At 62.3% G+C, this 18,085-nt stretch carries 15 protein-coding genes; 9 read left to right on the top strand and 6 right to left on the bottom strand.

Going from position 1 to position 18,085, the window contains the following annotated elements:
* Nucleotides 1-16: 16 nt before the first annotated feature.
* A complete protein-coding gene (locus M1D89_RS19450) occupies nucleotides 17-757 on the bottom strand; it encodes a response regulator transcription factor (RefSeq protein ID WP_498646090.1) in 741 nt (246 codons plus the stop codon).
* A gap of 674 nt (nucleotides 758-1,431) precedes the next feature.
* Between M1D89_RS19450 and M1D89_RS19445 the strand changes: the two genes are divergently transcribed.
* Both M1D89_RS19445 and M1D89_RS19440 read left to right on the top strand, forming a co-directional pair.
* Nucleotides 1,432-2,298 (top strand): winged helix-turn-helix domain-containing protein, encoded by an 867-nt coding sequence (locus M1D89_RS19445; protein ID WP_498646088.1) that lies wholly within the window; start codon nucleotides 1,432-1,434, stop codon nucleotides 2,296-2,298.
* Between the two features lie 979 nt (nucleotides 2,299-3,277).
* Entirely contained in the window at nucleotides 3,278-3,802 is a 525-nt protein-coding gene (locus tag M1D89_RS19440; RefSeq protein ID WP_498646086.1) for a SixA phosphatase family protein, read from the top strand.
* Here M1D89_RS19440 and M1D89_RS19435 read toward each other — a convergent pair whose 3' ends face one another.
* Nucleotides 3,803-4,129: a hypothetical protein gene (locus tag M1D89_RS19435; protein ID WP_498646083.1), complete on the bottom strand. Its 327-nt coding sequence runs from the start codon at nucleotides 4,127-4,129 to the stop codon at nucleotides 3,803-3,805.
* Between the two features lie 125 nt (nucleotides 4,130-4,254).
* Nucleotides 4,255-5,172 (bottom strand): LysR family transcriptional regulator, encoded by a 918-nt coding sequence (locus tag M1D89_RS19430; protein ID WP_498646081.1) that lies wholly within the window; start codon nucleotides 5,170-5,172, stop codon nucleotides 4,255-4,257.
* A gap of 72 nt (nucleotides 5,173-5,244) precedes the next feature.
* Here M1D89_RS19430 and M1D89_RS19425 point away from each other — a divergent pair, with 72 nt between their 5' ends.
* The gene (locus M1D89_RS19425) at nucleotides 5,245-6,159 is read left to right on the top strand and encodes an EamA family transporter (protein WP_498646080.1); all 915 of its coding nucleotides are present in this window, start codon (nucleotides 5,245-5,247) and stop codon (nucleotides 6,157-6,159) included.
* Between the two features lie 60 nt (nucleotides 6,160-6,219).
* Here the strand turns inward: M1D89_RS19425 and M1D89_RS19420 are convergent, their stop codons facing one another.
* Together M1D89_RS19420 and M1D89_RS19415 are read right to left on the bottom strand one after the other, a co-directional pair.
* Nucleotides 6,220-7,698, bottom strand: a complete 1,479-nt coding sequence (locus M1D89_RS19420) for a gamma-aminobutyraldehyde dehydrogenase (protein ID WP_498646078.1) — start codon at nucleotides 7,696-7,698, stop codon at nucleotides 6,220-6,222.
* Between the two features lie 127 nt (nucleotides 7,699-7,825).
* Nucleotides 7,826-8,512, bottom strand: a complete 687-nt coding sequence (locus M1D89_RS19415) for a TetR/AcrR family transcriptional regulator (RefSeq protein ID WP_498646076.1) — start codon at nucleotides 8,510-8,512, stop codon at nucleotides 7,826-7,828.
* A 179-nt stretch (nucleotides 8,513-8,691) separates the two neighbouring features.
* Between M1D89_RS19415 and M1D89_RS19410 the strand changes: the two genes are divergently transcribed.
* The 6 genes from M1D89_RS19410 to M1D89_RS19385 are packed head-to-tail and all read left to right on the top strand — an operon-like array spanning nucleotide 8,692 to nucleotide 17,034.
* Complete coding sequence (locus tag M1D89_RS19410; RefSeq protein WP_498646074.1) at nucleotides 8,692-10,389, top strand: amidohydrolase; 1,698 nt, start codon at nucleotides 8,692-8,694, stop codon at nucleotides 10,387-10,389.
* Nucleotides 10,386-12,095: an ABC transporter substrate-binding protein gene (locus tag M1D89_RS19405; protein WP_498646073.1), complete on the top strand. Its 1,710-nt coding sequence runs from the start codon at nucleotides 10,386-10,388 to the stop codon at nucleotides 12,093-12,095. Before M1D89_RS19410 ends, M1D89_RS19405 begins: the two co-directional genes overlap by 4 nt.
* Nucleotide 12,096: 1 nt before the next feature.
* The gene (locus M1D89_RS19400; protein WP_498646071.1) at nucleotides 12,097-13,122 is read left to right on the top strand and encodes an ABC transporter permease; all 1,026 of its coding nucleotides are present in this window, start codon (nucleotides 12,097-12,099) and stop codon (nucleotides 13,120-13,122) included.
* Nucleotides 13,119-13,976, top strand: coding sequence for an ABC transporter permease (locus M1D89_RS19395; protein ID WP_402936391.1), 858 nt, complete (start codon nucleotides 13,119-13,121; stop codon nucleotides 13,974-13,976). Before M1D89_RS19400 ends, M1D89_RS19395 begins: the two co-directional genes overlap by 4 nt.
* Nucleotides 13,973-15,577 carry a dipeptide ABC transporter ATP-binding protein gene (locus tag M1D89_RS19390; RefSeq protein ID WP_498646068.1) on the top strand — a complete coding sequence of 535 codons (1,605 nt, stop codon included), beginning with the start codon at nucleotides 13,973-13,975 and terminating at the stop codon, nucleotides 15,575-15,577. Before M1D89_RS19395 ends, M1D89_RS19390 begins: the two co-directional genes overlap by 4 nt.
* Before the next feature lie 38 nt (nucleotides 15,578-15,615).
* The gene (locus M1D89_RS19385; RefSeq protein ID WP_498646066.1) at nucleotides 15,616-17,034 is read left to right on the top strand and encodes an NAD(P)/FAD-dependent oxidoreductase; all 1,419 of its coding nucleotides are present in this window, start codon (nucleotides 15,616-15,618) and stop codon (nucleotides 17,032-17,034) included.
* Nucleotides 17,035-17,342: 308 nt separating this feature from the next.
* Here the strand turns inward: M1D89_RS19385 and M1D89_RS19380 are convergent, their stop codons facing one another.
* A complete protein-coding gene (locus M1D89_RS19380) occupies nucleotides 17,343-17,987 on the bottom strand; it encodes a hypothetical protein (protein ID WP_498646064.1) in 645 nt (214 codons plus the stop codon).
* Nucleotides 17,988-18,085: the final 98 nt, after the last annotated feature.

Here is an 18,085-nt window from a genome sequence, read left to right as displayed (position 1 = left end):
AGAGGGTGCTCAATGCCTAATCCGCAGGCTTGATGACGTATCCGGCACCCCGGATGGTGTGGATCATCGGAGGATGGTTGGCTTCGATCTTCTTGCGCAGATAAGAGATGTAGAGCTCCACGATGTTGGCCTGGCCGCCGAAGTCGTAGTCCCACACGCGGTCCAGGATCTGGGCCTTGCTGACAACCCGTTTGGGGTTCTCCATGAGGTAGCGAAGCAGCTCGAACTGGGTGGCAGTGAGCGCAATATCCTGGCCGGCGCGGGTGACTTCACGGGTATCTACGTTGAGCGTAAGGTCGCCTACCACCAGCTCCGCGGTGTCCATTGCAGCTACGCCGGAGCGCTGGACCAAGCGGTGGAGGCGCAGGAGGACTTCCTCCATGCTGAAGGGTTTAGTGACGTAGTCGTCCCCGCCTGCTGCGAGTCCCACAATGCGGTCCTGCACGGCGTCCTTGGCCGTGAGGAACAGTGCGGGAACCTCCGGGGCGAAGGTGCGGATGCGGTTCAGGACCTCGACGCCGTCGAATCCGGGAAGCATGACATCCAGGACCAACACGTCAGGGCGGAAGTCCTTGGCCAGCTTTACTGCCTCCGGACCGTCGCCCGCCACCGCAACGGACCAGCCTGCCATGCGCAGGCCCATGCTCATCAGTTCGGCGAGGCTGGGTTCGTCATCCACCACCAGGGCACGGATGGGAGAGCCGTCCGGGTGGGAGAGCTGGGGAAGGTTATTGGTCATGGAGTGCGAGGAGGCCATGGGATAACTCTCCGTTCTGCTGGTTTGCCAACGCTTTGCCCATCCTGTGAGGACGCTGTGAGATCAGACTATCGAGGAGGGTGCTACGGGACCCACTTCCTGGCCCAAGGACTTTGGCCAGCCAAGTGCAGCCGCGTTCTACGGCTTGTAGCAGATTCTGTCCCGAAAATTGGTCCGAAAGACTCAGTCCGATTGGACAACAAGTGTTTCAGATCGTGAGATTCCGTCGAGGGAGGGTTGGTGGGAACGAGCATGCACATCATCCCCGATATACCGAAGAATATTCAGTAGATGCCGAATATTTCCTGACCGTACCGAATGAAATGACGTTCATTTACAGCACCTACGGAATTGTGATTTGCGACACAATAGACCTCTGTGTCTCAAAATGTGGACGGTTCGGCGCTTTGTTACTTGCGTGTTGCCTTTGTTACGTTGCACACTTCCAATGTGAACAAGAACTCAACAGCACCTGCAGCCGCAGCAACCTGGCCCAGCGCACCCGCTGGCCATGATGACCGCTGTTGTCGAATGCAAGCCTAACTTTCCACCCCAAGAAGTTTCAGGCATTCGCCCCCTAGCCCAGCGTTGGGCGCCCCTCCCCAAACTCATTGCGGGGACAACCAGCATTCGAAGCCGCGATGACGGCTATTCACTTTTGAGGTAAGCACTCTATGTCAGTTGCATCTGGATACGTCCACATCTCCGTCCGTAACGCCAACAAGGCCGCGTCAAACGCAGGGCTTCGCCCCGGCTTCGGCAACCGTCCCGGCTACTCTCCTGCTCCGCAAGGCGCCGGTCAGCAGGCCCCCGGATACGTGCCTCAGGGCTATAACCCCAACTCCTATGGCCAGTTGCGCGCAGTCCCCGCCGCGGAGCCGGCGCCCATGACTGCGCCAACCCCTGTGATCGCGCAGTCGGACAAGCTCCGCCCTGTTGCCAACGACAACGTGGCCCGCGGGTTCGTCCTCTACATGGGCATTGACGAAGAAACCGCAGCTGCCGCCGGAACCTCCATTGCCAAGCTTGCCCAGGAAATCCGGGCCTACGCTCAGTCCCTCGTGACCGGTGCCGAGAGCTATGCCGCCGTCGCAGTTGCCCCCGCCGGGGCACCCGGGTCCGCACTCGACGTCGTGCGGTCCACCTTCGGCGACCCCACCGTCGCCGCACGCCAGCGCACCGAAGCCGCCCGCCCGGCGCCCCAGCAGGAAGCCCGTCCGTCCGGCGTGCTGATCGACCTCGCCCGCCGCGAAGTGCACCTCGACGGCGAATCGCTGAATCTGACGTTCAAGGAATTCGAGCTCCTCAACTACCTCGTCGAGAACGGAACCCGCACCGTGGGCCGCGACGAGCTCCTTGAGGGCCTGTGGCGCAACGCCGAAGAGGTGCCCAACGAGCGCACCATCGACGTCCACATCCGCCGCCTCCGCTCCAAGCTCGGCCGCCTCGCCAACACCGTCCGCACGGTCCGCGGCCAGGGCTACCGTTTCTACGAGCACCCCGAAGTTATCGTCTGGGCCGCTCCGGAATACTCGATCTAAGTAGCACTACGCCGAAGGCGCTCGTCCTGTAAGGGCGGGCGCTTTCGTGTTCGCGGGGTGATCCAGCGGCGGGCGCTTCCGCTTTCGCGGGACGATCCCTTTGCGCCTGCGCTCATTCTTCGCGCGACAACGGCGCTATCGGGATGCCCCGCTACGCTGCAGCTCCCTCCATAACGCCCCTGCACTCCGGCGCCCGCACTATGGCGGCTTCCCTCGACACGTCGAGGAGTCTGACCTCCGCGGCGGAGGGGCTTGGGGGCTGTGCGGCCACCACCCACATTGGCCGGCACATACCCTGGACACGCCTGCTGCACCGCGTGTCGGGGGTGCGGCTTCAAAGTTGGTGACGGCGGACCGTCGCGTGTGGGGTCGCGACCCTCTTTGATGTGCCCACAGCCCTTAGGCAACCGCATCAGGTTGCTCAGAGGCTGATCTGTTCCCAAAGAAGGTCGGGAAGCCTCAACTGCGATACTCCGGCATCTTGTCTTTGAGGGGGCTGTGCGGCCACCACCCACATTGGCCGGCACATACCCCGGACACGCCTGCTGCACCGCGTGTCGGGGGTGCAGCTACTTCGAAGTTGGTGACGGCGGACCGGCGAGTGTGGGGTCACGACCCTCTTTGATTCGCCCATAGCCCTTAGGCAACCGCATCAGGTTGCTCAGAGGCTCATCTGTTCCCAAAGAAGGTCGGGAAGCCTCAACTGCGATACTCCGGCGTCCTGTCTTTGAGGCAGGGCTTGGGGGCTGTGCGGCCACCACCCACATTGGCCGGCACATACCCTGGACACGCCTGCTGCACCGCGTGTCGGGGGTGCCGCGACTTCAAAATTGGTGACGGCGGACCGGCGCGTGTGGGGTCGCGACCCTCTCTGATGTGCCCACAGCCCTTAGGCAACCGCATCAGGTTGCTCAGAGGCTCATCTCTTCCCAAAGAAGGTCGGGAAGCCTCGGGGGTCTGCGGCGGATAGGGTTGGATTATGAGTGACCATCACATTAAGCGCCTGGTGATCATGCGGCATGCCAAGGCTGATTGGCCCATGGGCGTGCCTGATCATGAGCGCCCCTTGGAGGAGCGTGGGCACCGGGAGGCTCCGTTGGCTGGGAAGTGGTTGCTCAAACATGGTGTGGTGCCGGACTTCATCCTGTGTTCGTCCGCGTTGAGGACTCGTCAGACCTGCACCTGGGTGTGCGATGAGTTGGGGGACAAGGCGCCGACGCCCAAACTCGAGGACGGCCTGTACTCCGCCTCAGCCAACCGTATGTTGACGGTGATAAATCACGTCCCCGACACCGTGACCACGTTGATGGTTATCTCGCATATGCCTGGAGTTCAGGATCTTGCCATGCAGCTGGCTTCCCGCGATTCGGACCACGACGCTTACATGGATGCTGCTACCCGTTACCCAACGAGTGCGTTGACGGTACTGGAAACGGAAAAGTCGTGGGCTGAGCTCGACGGGCAGGATGCCAGGCTGACGCATTTCACGGTGCCCCGCAGATAGCTATTGCGAGGTACTTGGGTCTCCGTAAGCCAGCTGCGGCATGCACATGCAGCGGATCTCGAACACCGGCAGGCCCGCCGCTTCTTCGCCATGACCTGTTGCGATGAGGTATTCGCCGTCGAACATGTACACCGGTAACTGCGGAGCCATGTATTCGTTGTACCGGCTGGGGTAGACCCATTGACCACGGATGTCGAAAGCAGGAAGCGCGTAGGGATCCCGCCGGTTGTGGGCGCTCGGGTAGAGGCCGTCGTCGATCATGATGTAGCTGACCAAGCCATACGTGTGATGGTGATTCATGTCCGTGGGAAAGAGGATTGCTTCCACAGGTGGGCCCCTTCAGAAGTTTCGACGATCGCGCTCCGGGTGGCGCTGACAATTAGGTAAGGTTAGCCTAAGCTAACAGCCTGCTAGGCGTCGAATGTTCCCCTGTGTGACGTTGATCGCTCCCGTCAGCTTCGCGGGAGCGGTAGCTCAGCCGCTATCTCGCGCAGCATGGTCACGGCGAGTCGAATGCTGGGACTGGCTGTCATCGTCTTGCGGTAGACAACACCAACGGACCGCTGTTGGACTGGGCGGATCACCGGGATGGCAGCGACGTCATCAGGAAGCGGAGGCCTGCCGAGTCTCGGTACAAGTGCCACGGCCACACCCTGTTCCACCATGGCGATGTGAGTGGAGAAGTCGGGATCGTAGATACGGATATCGGGGACCTTGCCCAGCCCAGCGAAGATCTGCAGGAGTGCTTCGTTGCAGATGGCTCCTGCCGGGGTGCTGATCCACGTCTCGTCCAGAAGGTCTTCAGGTTCGACGGCGGTGCGCGCCGCCAGTGAATGGGTGCTGTTGACGAGGATATCGGCTTGGTCGATGCAGAGGTCCTCATGCACCAGGTTTCCGGGGATCACCAAGGGCACCGAGTTCCAGTTGTGGACCACCGCGAGTTCGGCCTCGCCTGAGGCGACTCTTTGCACGGCTTCGCGGGGATCTTCGGCGAGGACGGTAACGTTCAGGTCGGAATGCGCGGCTGCCATACGCCCCAGCATGGGTCCCACCAGACCCCGGCAAGCCGTGGAGAACGCGACAAGCCTCAGGATCCCCGAAGGCTTTGCGGGGTCGGCGAGCAGGGTGGCCTGCAGCTCTTCAAGCTCGCCCATAATCCGCCGACCGTAGCCTGCAAGGGCAAGTCCACGCTCTGTGAGGAGCACCCCGCGACCCCTGCGCTCCAGCACGGTGACGCCCGTTTGCTTCTCAAGTTTCTTGATTTGCTGCGAAATGGCCGATGGGCTGAAACCCATGACGTCAGATGCCGCTACCACTGAGCCGTGCTGCTCCACGGCAACCAATGCCCTCAAGGCCGAAATATCGATCATGAAGCAAATCTACGCTGTTCCGTATCGAATTCAACGCTGGTGCTTCAACCAAAAGAAGGCCAGAGTGGTCTTGTGAACCTTCGCCACTCTGCCCTTGCCGTTGTGGTTGCTGTCCTGTGGGGCATCAACTTCGTCGCGATCGACCTCGGTCTGCACACCAACGGCAGGGAGGTCCCGCCCCTGCTCTTCGTCGCTATGCGCTTCTTGCTGGTGGTCTTTCCCTTCATCCTCTTCATCCGCAAACCAGAGGTGGGCTGGAAGGCGATTATCGGCGTCGGACTCTTCATGAGTGCCGGCCAGTTCGGTCTCCTGTATCTGGGCATGGCACTTGGCATGCCGGCAGGCCTGGCATCGCTGGTACTTCAGGCGCAGGTGTTGTTCACCATCTTGCTTGCGGCGAAAATCCTCGGCGAGAGCCCGAGCCGTCGTCAACTGGCGGGTGTGGCGCTGGGCATCGCAGGCTTGGCCGTGGTGGCTTTGGGGCGAAGTGCCGTGGCTCCGGTTCTGCCACTCATGATCGTTCTGGCCGCAGCGTTGTCGTGGGCGGTCGGGAATGTGGTGGTCCGGCACACGAAGGCTGCTTCCGGCTTGGGGTTAGTGGTCTGGTCCGGCGCTGTGGTGCCTGTTCCGTTGGCGGGCTTATCGTTGGTGGTGGATGGGCCCGACGCCGTGCTGGCAACGCTCACGGACCTGCAACCGGCCACTATCCTGAGCGCGATCTACACGGCCGTGTTCGCGTCGCTGATTGGATACGGCATTTGGAACCGCTTGTTGTCGCTGTACCCGAGTTCCGACGTCGTGCCCTTCACGCTTCTGGTCCCGGTGGTGGGGATGACGGCCGCGTGGCTGGTCCTCAACGAGATTCCCACGCTGACCGAGATCCTGGGCGGACTGATCCTGCTCCTCGGAGTTGCCATCGCAGTGCTCGGCGCCGGACGCAAGATCCGTCCGGAAACGCCCGTTGTGAGGCCCGCTCTGCTGCCCTAGATCGGGCGCAAGCGCGCAAAGCAGGCCCCACAACGCGGGGGCCGCAACGGCTCGGGGAAGTCAGCGCAGCTTGAAGATGGTCCGGTGCCAGTCCTTCTCGGTAACGCCTTCCAACTCGAACATCACGTGCTTGACCTGGGTGTATTCCTCAAAGGAGTAGGCGGACATGTCCTTGCCGAACCCGGATTGCTTAAAGCCGCCGTGGGGCATCTCGGAGATGATCGGAACATGGTCGTTGACCCACACGCAGCCGGCCTTGATCTCACGGGTGGCCCGCAAGGCCCGCTGGAGATTATTCGTCCAGGCAGACGCGGCCAATCCGTAGACAGTGTCGTTGGCCAGTTGGATCGCTTCGTCGTCCGTTTCGAACGGGAGGACCACCAGGACCGGGCCAAACACCTCGTCCTTGACGATTTCCGAGTCCGGCGCCGCGTCAACAACCAGGGTGGGCCGGTAAAAGGCGCCGTTTCCCAAGCCCTCGTCCGTAGGAGCGTAGCCGCCTGCCATCACCTTGCTGTAGCTGCGCGCACGGTCCACCATCCCGGCTACGTGGTCGCGCTGTTTGAAGGAAATGAGGGGGCCGAGGTCTGCATCAGTATCCCCGGGTGCACCGATGACGATCCCGTCAAAGCGGGCGGCCACCTTCGCGACGAACTCCTCATACACGCTCCGGTGAACGATAGCCCTGGTGGCTGCGGTGCAATCCTGACCTGTGTTGATCAGAGAACCGGCCACGGCGCCATGAACGGCAGCGTCCAGGTTGGCGTCGTCGAACACAACAAAGGGTGCCTTGCCGCCCAATTCGAGGTGCACGCGCTTCGCATTGACGGCTGCTGCTTCCAGGACCGTGCGGCCAATGGCGGTGGACCCCGTGAAGGAGACCATGGCCACATCCGGGTGCCGCATGAGCGCAGCCCCAACGCTGGCGCCGTCGCCTACCACCACGTTCACCACGCCGTCGGGCAGTCCGGCGTCACTGAGCGCTTGCGCGAACATCAGGGACGTCAACGGAGTGATCTCGGCGGGCTTGAGAACGATTGTGTTGCCTGCGGCGATGGCCGGAAGGATCTTCCACGCGGCCATTTGCAGGGGGTAGTTCCAGGGCGCGATGGATCCCACTACGCCAATCGCTTCCCTTCGGATGGAGGAGGTGTGCTGGGGAGAGTACTCGGCGGTGGCTTTTCCCTCGAGGTGCCGTGCGGCGCCGGCGAAGAAGTCGATGTTGTCGATGGTGCCGGGGACGTCGAACTCCCGGGTTAGCCGAAGCGGTTTGCCTGTCTGAGCACTCTCAACCCGGGCGAATTCCTCCGCGCGATCTTCGATGATGCGGGCGAATTTCTGCAGGATCCCGGCGCGTTCACCCGGCGGGGTGCGGGACCACGACGGGAAGGCGCTGCGGGCCGCTGCCACTGCCGACTCCAGATCCGCAAGTGAAGCGAGCCCCACCGTTTCCACCACCTCCGAGGTAGCGGGATTGATGACATCGAGGCTGCTACCAGAGGTTCCGGACAGCAGTTTTCCGTTGATGAACTGGTGCATGAGGGTACCGTGCTTTCCCTGCCGGGCGTCGCTGTCCGGGCAGTGCTGAATGGACGACGCCGGATGGTGGCGTCGTGCGGGGAAGGGTGGGTTGTGTTGCTGGCTAAGCAGATTGTGAGGCAGGTGGTCAGGCCTGCGGTCGGCGGGTGCTTTCGCGTTCGGCGCTGTCCAGGATAGCCGAGAGGCCGGCTTGGAACGCCTTGAGGGAATCAAGGTTTTGCAGTGCAGCGTGGTGTTTTTCAAGGAGCGGGTGACCGGTGATGCGCGTGAAAACCCGTGGGTTGAGCCAAGGATCGTGGCCCTCGGAGTCCGGGAGTCGCTGGATTTCGACCGCAATGCCGGCGCCGAGCGCAAGGGTGTAGCTTTCCAGGGCCGCGTAGTAGTGCACCACGCGGTCATCTTCCAGCCCGGCGTCGGTGAGGCATTGCAGGACGAACTCGATCGCTTTCAGCTCGCCGGGGCCGTAGGTGTCCGTGGCGAACGACTCGCTGCCTAGGGAGGGATGCTGCATGAAGGCTTTGAGGAGTTCGTCAAGGTAGGCCTCGAGCCGGGCACGCCAATCCTGGTCGCGTGCCGTGGCCAGTGTGCGCTCCACGGACATCATGAACAACTGGTCCAGTGCGGCCCTGACGATCGCGTCCCGGTTCCGGAAATGCCGGTAGACGGCAGTGGCGTCCACCTCGAGTTCCTGTCCCAGTCGTCGCACGGTCAGCCGTTCCCCGAGTTCCTGGCTGGAAATCCGCAGGACGGCGTCGATGATGGTGGCCGCGTCAAGGCGCGTTCGGCGGTCCGTCGACTGTGCTGGCTGCACCATCAGTTGTCCGCCTTCCATGCGATTCCGGGTTGATTATCAACCTACATGATTCATGGCGTCCTCCTTTCAAGGAACAGTCAAAGTGTTTGTCAGCACTGATGTCAACACTGTTGACTTAAGTGTGATCGGGCTCATAGTGTGTCTCGCAGAGTTGAATTTCCCCACGAAAGGACTCGAAAGTGCACGCCGAGATTTTGTTTGAGAACGGATGGGTGTACACCGGCAATGACGCCGGCCCCCTCCGCGCAAACCTTGCCATTGCCGGAGGCAGCATCATCGCCGTCGGAACACCCGAACACGTCAACGGAACGCTCACACCGGACACCCGCAGGGTGGACTTGAAGGGGCAACTGGTGGTGCCTGGCTTCCAGGATGCGCACATCCACCCCATCTTTGCCGGGATCGAATTGCTTCAATGCGATCTGACAGAGGCCACCAGCGCAGATGAAGCCGTGGCGAGAGTGGCCCGCTACGCAGCAGAAAACCTTGATGAACCCTGGATCCTGGGGGCCGGCTGGTCCATGGATTTCTTCCCGGGCGGCACTCCAACACGGGAACTGCTGGACGCCGTGGTGCCGGATCGGCCCGTCTACCTCCTTAACAGGGACCATCACGGGGCGTGGGCCAACACGGCCGCCTTCGAGGCAGCAGGAATCGGCGCAGGAACACCTGATCCGGAGGGCGGACGGCTGGAACGCGAAGAAGACGGGACGCCCGCCGGCACAGTTCATGAGGGGGCCATGGATCTGTTCAATGCGGTCAAACCAGCGGTGCCGTTCGAGTTGGCGTACCAAGGCCTCCTCGCTTCCCAACAACTGTTGCTTGCGCAGGGCATCACTGCCTGGCAGGACGCTTGGGTTCCCATCTCCGAGGGCGGACATACCGACCATCTGGACGTCTACCTGGACGCGGCGAAGGTGGGAGACCTGAAAGTCCGGGTCACCGCATGCCAATGGTGGGACCGCACTGCCGGAATGGCCCAGCTGGAAGCAATCGCGGATCGCCGGGACAGGGTGGCCGATTCCTTCGACCACCATCAGCTCAACGCCAACACGGTGAAGGTGATGGTAGACGGTGTGGCGGAGAACTACACAGCCGCAATGCACCACGTCTACCTCGATCATCACGGCCACCACACTGAAAACCGGGGCATCGAGTTCTTCGAGCCCGAGGCGCTGAAGGAGTTCGTCACCGCGATAGATGCCGCCGGCATGCAGGTTCACTTCCATGCCCTCGGCGACCGCGCCGTGACTGACGCTTTGGACGCACTTGAAGCGGCACGGGACAGCAACGGGACGAACGATAATCGGCACCATCTGGCGCATCTTCAGGTGGTCCGCAGCGAGGATGTTCCCCGGTTTGCCGGACTCAATGCGGCGGCCAACGTCCAGGCTCTCTGGGCTTGCCACGAAGAACAGATGGACACCTTGACCCTCCCGTTTCTGGAGCCGGGTGCCGAGGACAGGCACTACCCCTTTGGCGAGCTTGCTTCCGCGGGAGCCCGATTGGTGGCAGGAAGCGACTGGCCGGTCTCCACGGCGGATCCCATCGCGGCCATCCACATTGCTGTAAACCGCATAGCACCCGGGGAGGACCTGCCCCCGCTCGGACCGGAATCGCAAAAGCTCAACCTCAAGCAGATCCTCGATGCCTACACACACGGATCAGCGTGGATCAACCACCTGGACACGAAGACGGGAACGCTGGAACCCGGAAAACTCGCCGATCTCGTAGTTTTGGACCTCAACGTTTTCGAGCTCCCCGCGGAGGAACTGCATCGGGCGGTGGTGACGCAGACGTGGATTGGGGGCGAGTGCGTCTACGACCGCGCGCTCACCCAAAACAGCCAAGCCCAACCTGCTCCGGTGATGCCATGAAGTCGCTGCCAGCGCCGCAGCCAGCGCCCCAACCTGCACAGGGCGCCGTGCGCTTGAAACCGCGGACGACGCCGTCGCGCATCACCGCGGTTGGCGTCGCCGCCGTCGTGGCCGGGCTGGTCCTGGGCGGCTGCGGCGTCCGGCCCGCCAGCGTGACTGACGCCGTCGGCGGAGCCAAGTTCACCATGTCCGACTCCACGCCGGCCCCCACCAAGGAGATAGACAACTTCAACTGGGCCATGTACGCGGAGCCGTTCTCCCTCGACTATGCGTACGCGTTCGACTACCCGGACAACACGGTGTTGTCCAACGTGTGTGAGTCGCTGTTCCGCTGGAACGCTGACCTTTCCACGTCGCCGGGCCTGGCCACTGGCGTGGAGAATCCCGATCCGCTGACCTGGATTTACACTATCCGGCAGGGCGTGAAGTTCCACGACGGCAGTGAGATGACAGCGGACGATGTCGTGGCCTCCTTGAGCCGCCATGTGGACCCGGAAGTAGGTTCCTTCTGGGCATCGGCGTACCAGAACGTGGAGTCCATCGAGAAGACCGGCGACTTCGAGGTCACGGTGACCACCACCCGGCCGGACTACGTGTTCAACAGCTCCTTGGTGGGAGCAACAGGTGTGGTTGAGTCCGCCGAAACGCTGGAAGCTGCCGGCAAGGACTATGGCAACTCAAGCACCGGCGTGAACTGCACCGGCCCCTTCCAATTCGAGCAATGGGAAGCCGGTGAAAGCATCACCCTCAAGCGCTTCGATGACTACTGGGACCCGGAACTCAAAGCCAAGTCCCAACAGGTCACCTTTAAAATGCTTCCCGATGCCACGTCGCGCATCAACGCGTTCCAGACGGGCGAAATTGATGGCGGCTTCGCGATCCCTTCCAATGCCATGGACATCCTGAAAGCCAATGAGGATGCCGGCTCGCTGTACTTCGGCGAGGACACATCGGTGCAAAGCCTGGTCTTCACCAACCTCGGCGGCACCTTCCAGGACGTCCGGGTCCGTAAGGCGCTGATGATGGCCATCAATCGTGAAGCCTTGATCAAGGCGGCCGAACAGGGATACGCGAAGAAGACAGACGCGTTGACCACCAAAAGTGTGTGGAAGGACGTGACATCGCAAACTACGGATGCGGCTTTTGACGGCCTGCTGTCCACACCCTATGACCTGGAAGAAGCCAAGAATCTCATCAAGGAAGCAGGAGCCGAGGGCAGTAAGTTCGTCTTCGCCACTGCCTCACTGAACGCAGCCTTCGACATCACGGCACGGGCCATCGCCTCGGCAGCCAAAGAAATTGGGCTGGAGCCCGAAATCCAGACCATGTCCAACGACAAATACACCACGCTGTTCTCAGACCCCGAGTCGCGCAAGAACGTAGACCTCCTGGTGACCTCTTGGTACCTCTCCAGCACCGAACCCTTGGAAATGTACAGCGTGCTGCGAACCGGAGATTTCAGCAACTATGGCGGCTGGAGCAACCCGGAATTCGATGACCTGGTGAACTCCGCGTACGGCGTGCAGGACCCCGACGCCCGGGGCAAACTGACGGGCCAGGCCGCCAAACTGGCCAGCGAAGAAGTGGTGTGGGGGCCACTTTACGAGACCGTCACGTCCATGTGGCTGGGTAAACGCATTACCGGGGCGGATCCGTCCATCAACTACATGTATTTCCCGTGGGCAGCCCAGATAGGAGGTCGCTGACATGACCGCTACCGATGACGTGCAGGCACCAGCCCCGGGCGCTCCCGCCCGCAAGCGGGAAAAACGCAGCGCAGTCCGCCCGGCGGTGTACATAGTGAAGAAGCTGCTGGCCCTGCTGCTGACGTTGTTTGTTGCCTCCCTGGCCGTGTTCTTCTCACGTTTCCTGGTCCCCGGCGACCCGGCACGCTTCCTGCTGAGGGGACGTAGCCCCAAGCCCGAGGCACTGGAAGAGATCACCCGGCAGTTCGGCCTGGATAAACCGGCCTGGGAACAATACCTGAACTGGCTCGGCGGCATACTCCAAGGTGACTGGGGCCGTTCGCTGACCTACCGCCAAGACGTCTCCGATGTCTTGCTGGGTCGGCTGCCCACCACCCTGCAACTCGTGGCACTCGCAGCAGTTTTCATTACTGTCCTGGGGCTGTTCGCCGGCATTGTGGCCAGCCTCAACAAGGGCTTCGGTGACCGCTTCATCCTTATCACCCTCACCGCCGCCGGGGCAGTGCCTCCTTTCGTGGCAGCCATCGCGTTGGTAGCGCTCTTCTCCGTGGGCTTGGGCTGGTTCCCCTCCTTTGGAAGCGGCGACGGCGGATGGGACCGGATCTGGCACCTCACCCTCCCGGCGCTCGCCTTGGGCATCACCTACATCGCCATGGTGGCGCGGGTGACCCGTTCTTCGATGAACGAGCAACTGCTTCGCGAACACGTGGAGGTGGCCACCAGCCGCGGCCTCACCCGAGGATCCGTGGTGGCGCGCCATGTGCTGCGCAACGCCTTAGGTCCCATCCTGACCGTGAGCGGCGTGCTGGTTGCCGGACTTCTGGTCTCCAGCGCCATCATCGAGCGGACGTTCGGCCTCTCCGGCATCGGGCAGCTCCTGGTTCAGTCCATCGACAGGCTCGACTTCGGCGTCGTTCAAGCGATCGTCATGGTGGTGGTGGCAGCCTTCGTCTTGGTCAACACCGTGGTGGACCTCGTCCAACCCCTTATTGATCCGCGTATCGCGGCCGGAACGGAGTCACGATGACGTTAGCCATCCAGCTGCCCCAGGCAGGTCTTCGCCGTTACGGCAGCCTCCTGTCACCCATGGCGTGGGGCGCGCTTGCCGTGGCCGCCGCCGTCGTACTTCTCTCTCTTTTCGCGCCGGTCCTGGCGCCGTACGACCCCGACTACGTGGACCTCAACAACGTCCTTGCCGGTCCCAGCGGACAACACCTGCTGGGGACCGACGCGCTGGGCCGTGACCTGCTCAGCCGGCTCATGCACGGCGGACGTACCTCGCTGCTGGGGCCCACCATCGTGGTGATCGGCTCCACTGTCCTGGGTCTGCTGCTTGGCCTGGTCGCCGGCTGGTCTGAAGGCTGGCCGGGCAAGGTTTTGGGCCGCCTTTTCGATCTCCTCTTTGCTTTTCCCGCATTGCTCATGGCCATGCTCGCGATCGCGTTGTTCGGTAAAGGGCTCTTCGCACCCATCCTGGCCATGACCATCGCTTACGTTCCGTATGTTGCCAGGCTCACGCAGTCCCTGGTGGTGGCTGAGCGGGGCAGGCCCTATGTCCAGGCTTACCGGGTGCTCGGATTCCGGACGCCCTGGGTGGTGCTGGGACGGGTTCTCCCCAACCTGGTTCCGACCGTTGGCGCCCAATCAACATTGAACTTCGGCTACGTGCTGGCCGACCTCGCTGCACTCTCCTTCATCGGACTCGGGGTCCAACCACCAACCAGCGACTGGGGCGCCATGATCGAGGAATCCCGGGGCGCGCTGCTGGGTGGCTACATCCTGCCCGCCTTCTGGCCCGCCTTGGTAGTGGTCCTGGTAGTGGTGGCCGTCAACGTCATCGGCGAGGAACTCTCAGACCGCATCGGAGGAAAACTTTCATGAGCCAGCTCTTGCAAATCGAAAACTTTACGCTCGGATTTCCGGGCCGGCCGCCGCTGCTGGACAGCGTCTCCCTGCACGTGAACGACGGCGAAGCGGTCGCCTTGGTGGGGGAGTCCGGCTCAGGCAAGTCGCTGACTACGCGGGCCGCACTGGGGTTGTTTCCTGCGGGCTCGCAGTCCTCCGGCACCGTTTCGGTTCAGGGCCTCGATACCCTGACGGCCGGCAAACAGCGCCTCATGGAGCTGCGGCGGAAGCATGCTTCCATGATTTTCCAGGACCCCAGGGCGGGCATCAACCCCGTCCGGACCGTGGGGGACTTCCTCACTGAAACCTTGGTGAGGCTTGATGGTTTGTCCCGGGCCGAAGCCACGGAACGGGCCGTGACGCAATTGGAGCAGGTTGGCTTGCGGCGTTCCAAGGAGCTCATGGACCAGCACCCGCATCAGCTCTCGGGCGGCATGCTCCAACGTGTCATGATCGCAGCTGCACTCCTGAACTCACCGGATCTGTTGCTGTGCGACGAGCCCACCACCGCCTTGGATGTCACTACCCAGGCGGGGATCGTGAGGCTCCTCCGCGACGAACAACAGTCACGGGGAATGGGCATGCTCTTCATCACGCACGACCTCAATCTTGCCGCAAGCTTGTGTGAGCGCGTTTATGTGCTTCGCCGGGGGGAAGTGGTGGAGCATGGATCAACGCAGACTGTTTTCCTGACGCCCCAGCAGGATTACACCAGGCAGCTGGTGGAGGCTACCCCTGTGATTGAAGTGGGCGGCTTGGCTGCGCCTGTGGTCGCGGGGTCCCCTCTGCTGAAGGTTTCGGGGCTATCCAAAACGTACCAACTGCCCCGCGGCGAAATCATCACCGCCTTGGATGACGCCGGTTTCACCCTGCCGGAGGGTGGATCTTTGGGCATCGTAGGGGAGTCCGGTTCCGGTAAGTCCACCCTTGCCCGGCTGGTGGTGGCCTTGGAAACCGCTACATCCGGTGAACTCCTGTTGCGGGATGTCCCCCGGCCGAACCGGCATCTGAAAGCCTCCGAACGGAAAGTCCTGGCCAAGGACGTCCAGATCGTGTTCCAGGATCCCTACCTGTCTTTGGACCCGCGCATCCCTGTAGGAAACGCAGTGGCTGATGTCTTCCGCCTGCACCAGAAGCAAGGGCGCAAGGAAGCCAAAGACAGCGCCCGAGCCTTATTGGGGCGGGTCGGAATCGGACAGGAACGTTTCGACGCACGGCCGCGCGCACTCTCGGGTGGGCAGAGGCAACGGGTCGCGCTGGCCAAAGCGCTCGCTGCCCGCCCCCGCCTTCTGGTGCTGGACGAGGCCACCAGTGCCTTGGACGTCTCTGTCCAAGCCCAGGTTCTGGAGCTCGTCGAGGAACTGCGTGACCAGCTCGGACTGACCATCCTGTTCGTTACCCACGATCTGGCTGTGGTCTCACGGCTTTGTTCCGAGCTCCTGGTGATGCATCAGGGACGGATCGTGGAGCAGGGGCCAACGGCTCGAATCCTTGAGGACCCCGGAGACGACTACACGCGGAACCTCATCGCCTCCCGTCCCCGGCCATTGTGGGACGCCGAGCCGGTCATTGCCTGACCGGTAAGAGATTAACCATTGAAGTAGGAGAATTTCCCGTGAATACCACCGTTTTCGAACGGAATGTCCCGCAGGCCGCCGTCGTATCCCAAGCCTTGGAAGGTGCGGCTCATAGGCCGTTCTGGATCGACGACCTCAAGGATTCAGCCACGCGCTATCCACGACTTGACGGAGATGCTGCCGCGGATCTCGTGATCGTTGGTGGCGGCTATACCGGACTGTGGACGGCGCTGCGTGCCAAGGAACGCGATCCCGGCCGGACGGTGATCCTGCTGGAAGGGGAGCGGGTGGCATGGGCAGCTTCCGGCCGCAACGGCGGCTTCTGCGAGGCGAGCCTCACCCACGGCCAGGAGAACGGCAAGAACCGCTGGCCTGATGAATTGGCAACCCTCGACCGCTTAGGCATGGAGAACCTGGACCGCATGCAGGAAGCCATTGAGAAGTACGGCATGGACTGCGAATGGGAGCGCACCGGTGAGCTCAACGTTGCCGTGGAACCGCACCAGGTGGCTTGGCTCAAGGAGGACGACAGCCCCGGCAGCGTCTACCTGGACCAGGAAGCCGTGCGGGCAGAGGTCAACTCACCCACCTACCTGGCGGGCCGCTGGCATAAAGACTCCGTGGCGATGGTCCACCCGTACAAACTGGGACTTGAGCTGGCTCGGGTGGCAACGGAGCTGGGCGTGGTGATCTACGAGGACACCCGCGTGCGCGAGTTGAAGGACCACGAACAGGGCGTCACGGTGGTTACGGAGCGAGGCAACGTGGAAGCGGACAACGTGGTCCTCGGTACAAACGTGTTTCCGTCACTGCTCAAACGTAACCAGCTGATGACGGTGCCCGTGTATGACTACGCGCTCATGACCGAGCCGCTTAGCGCGGCACAGTTGGAGTCCATCGGGTGGTCCCAGCGGCAAGGGATCGGGGATGTTGCCAACCAATTTCACTACTACCGCATTACCAAGGACCACAGGATCCTGTTCGGTGGCTACGACGCCCTCTACTTCTGGGGCCGGCGCGTGGACCAACGTCATGAGCACCAGCCAGCGACGTGGGAGAAGATCGCCTCGCACTTCTTCACGACGTTCCCTCAACTGGAGGGCCTGAAGTTCACCCACAAGTGGGCCGGACCCATCGATTCGAGCACCCAGTTCTGCGCGTTCTTCGGCACGGCGCGGAAGGGACGGGTGGCGTATGCGGCAGGATTCACGGGTCTGGGCGTGGGTGCTACGGCATTTGCCGCCGACGTCCTCCTGGATCTCCTGGCCGGCCTGGATACCGAACGCACCCGGGTGGAAATGGTCCGGAAACGGCCCCTGCCCTTCCCTCCTGAGCCGCTCGCTTCCCTGGGCATCAATCTGACGCGCTGGTCCATGGACCGTGCCGACCACAATCAAGGAAAACGGAACCTGATCCTCAAAGCGCTCGACGCCGTCGGGCTGGGCTTCGACTCCTGACCCACCCGTTGTGAGGCCTGCTTTGCACGTTTAGATCCCGCGTTAGCGTGTAGAGCGGGCCTCGCAACGAGAGGGTTGGTTCGTTGTGGGGCCTGGTTTGCGCGTTTAGATCGCGGGTTAGCGTGCAGAGCGGGCCTGGCAACGGGGGGTGGTTTGTTGTGGGGCCTGGTTTGCGCGTTTAGATCGCGGGTTAGCGTGCAGAGTGGGCCTGGCAACGGGGGGTTGGTTCGTTGTGGGGCCTGGTTTGCACGTTAAGATCCCGCGTTAGCGTGTAGAGCGGGCCTCGCAACGCGAGGTACATGTGGGAATTAGCGTTTCGGGGCCGGCTTGCGTTGGGTGGAAGAGTTCGACGTCGGACGTTTGGCTGCCGTGGTTGGCGTACGGGAAGTGGGAAGCTTCACGGCGGGGGCCTTCGCTGCATTGGATGCCTTCGCTGCGCCGGACGACCGCGGGACCGTAGTAGCAGGGCGCTTGGTGGGGGTTCCTGCACGCGGAGCGGGTTTGCGGGGTGCGGGGGTGCGCTTTACAGCCGGAGGCCGTCGAACGGGAGCCGCTGTTCGCGAACCGAACGATGGCACCACAGCACCTAGAAAGAGCACACCCAGCGTCCCAAACCCTGCCACGGCTGCCAAGTAGAAGTAGATGTCTGAATCTTGAGTGCTTACGGCACTCCCCAGAGCATTGGCGTCCTGGTTGAACGCGATGCCCCACATTCGCAGGAAGGCGATGCTGCAACCGATGAAAAGGCTGGTGCCCACTGCGCCAAGGAGGACCACAAAGTAGCGTCGCCGGTTGAAGACCTGCACGATGGACGCCAGATAGCAGATCCCTACGGAACCCAGGAACAGGTACAACACCAATTCCTCCAGCACAACGGCAGCCAGCACCAACAGCCCGAGCGAGACGAACGCGGACACCACCGCAAGCTTCCCACTGTTCCCCATGTGACGCATGAGGTTAATCATCGCCGACCAAGTGGCCACGCCACGCCGTCGTACATTGCAGTTGGATACCGTTGCGGGGCCCGCTCTGCACGCTAAGAGCCAGTAAG

The organism is Arthrobacter sp. D3-18 (assembly GCF_054408525.1).
Note: the sequence above shows the minus strand (reverse complement) of the source record. Positions and strands in the feature narration are given on the sequence as shown.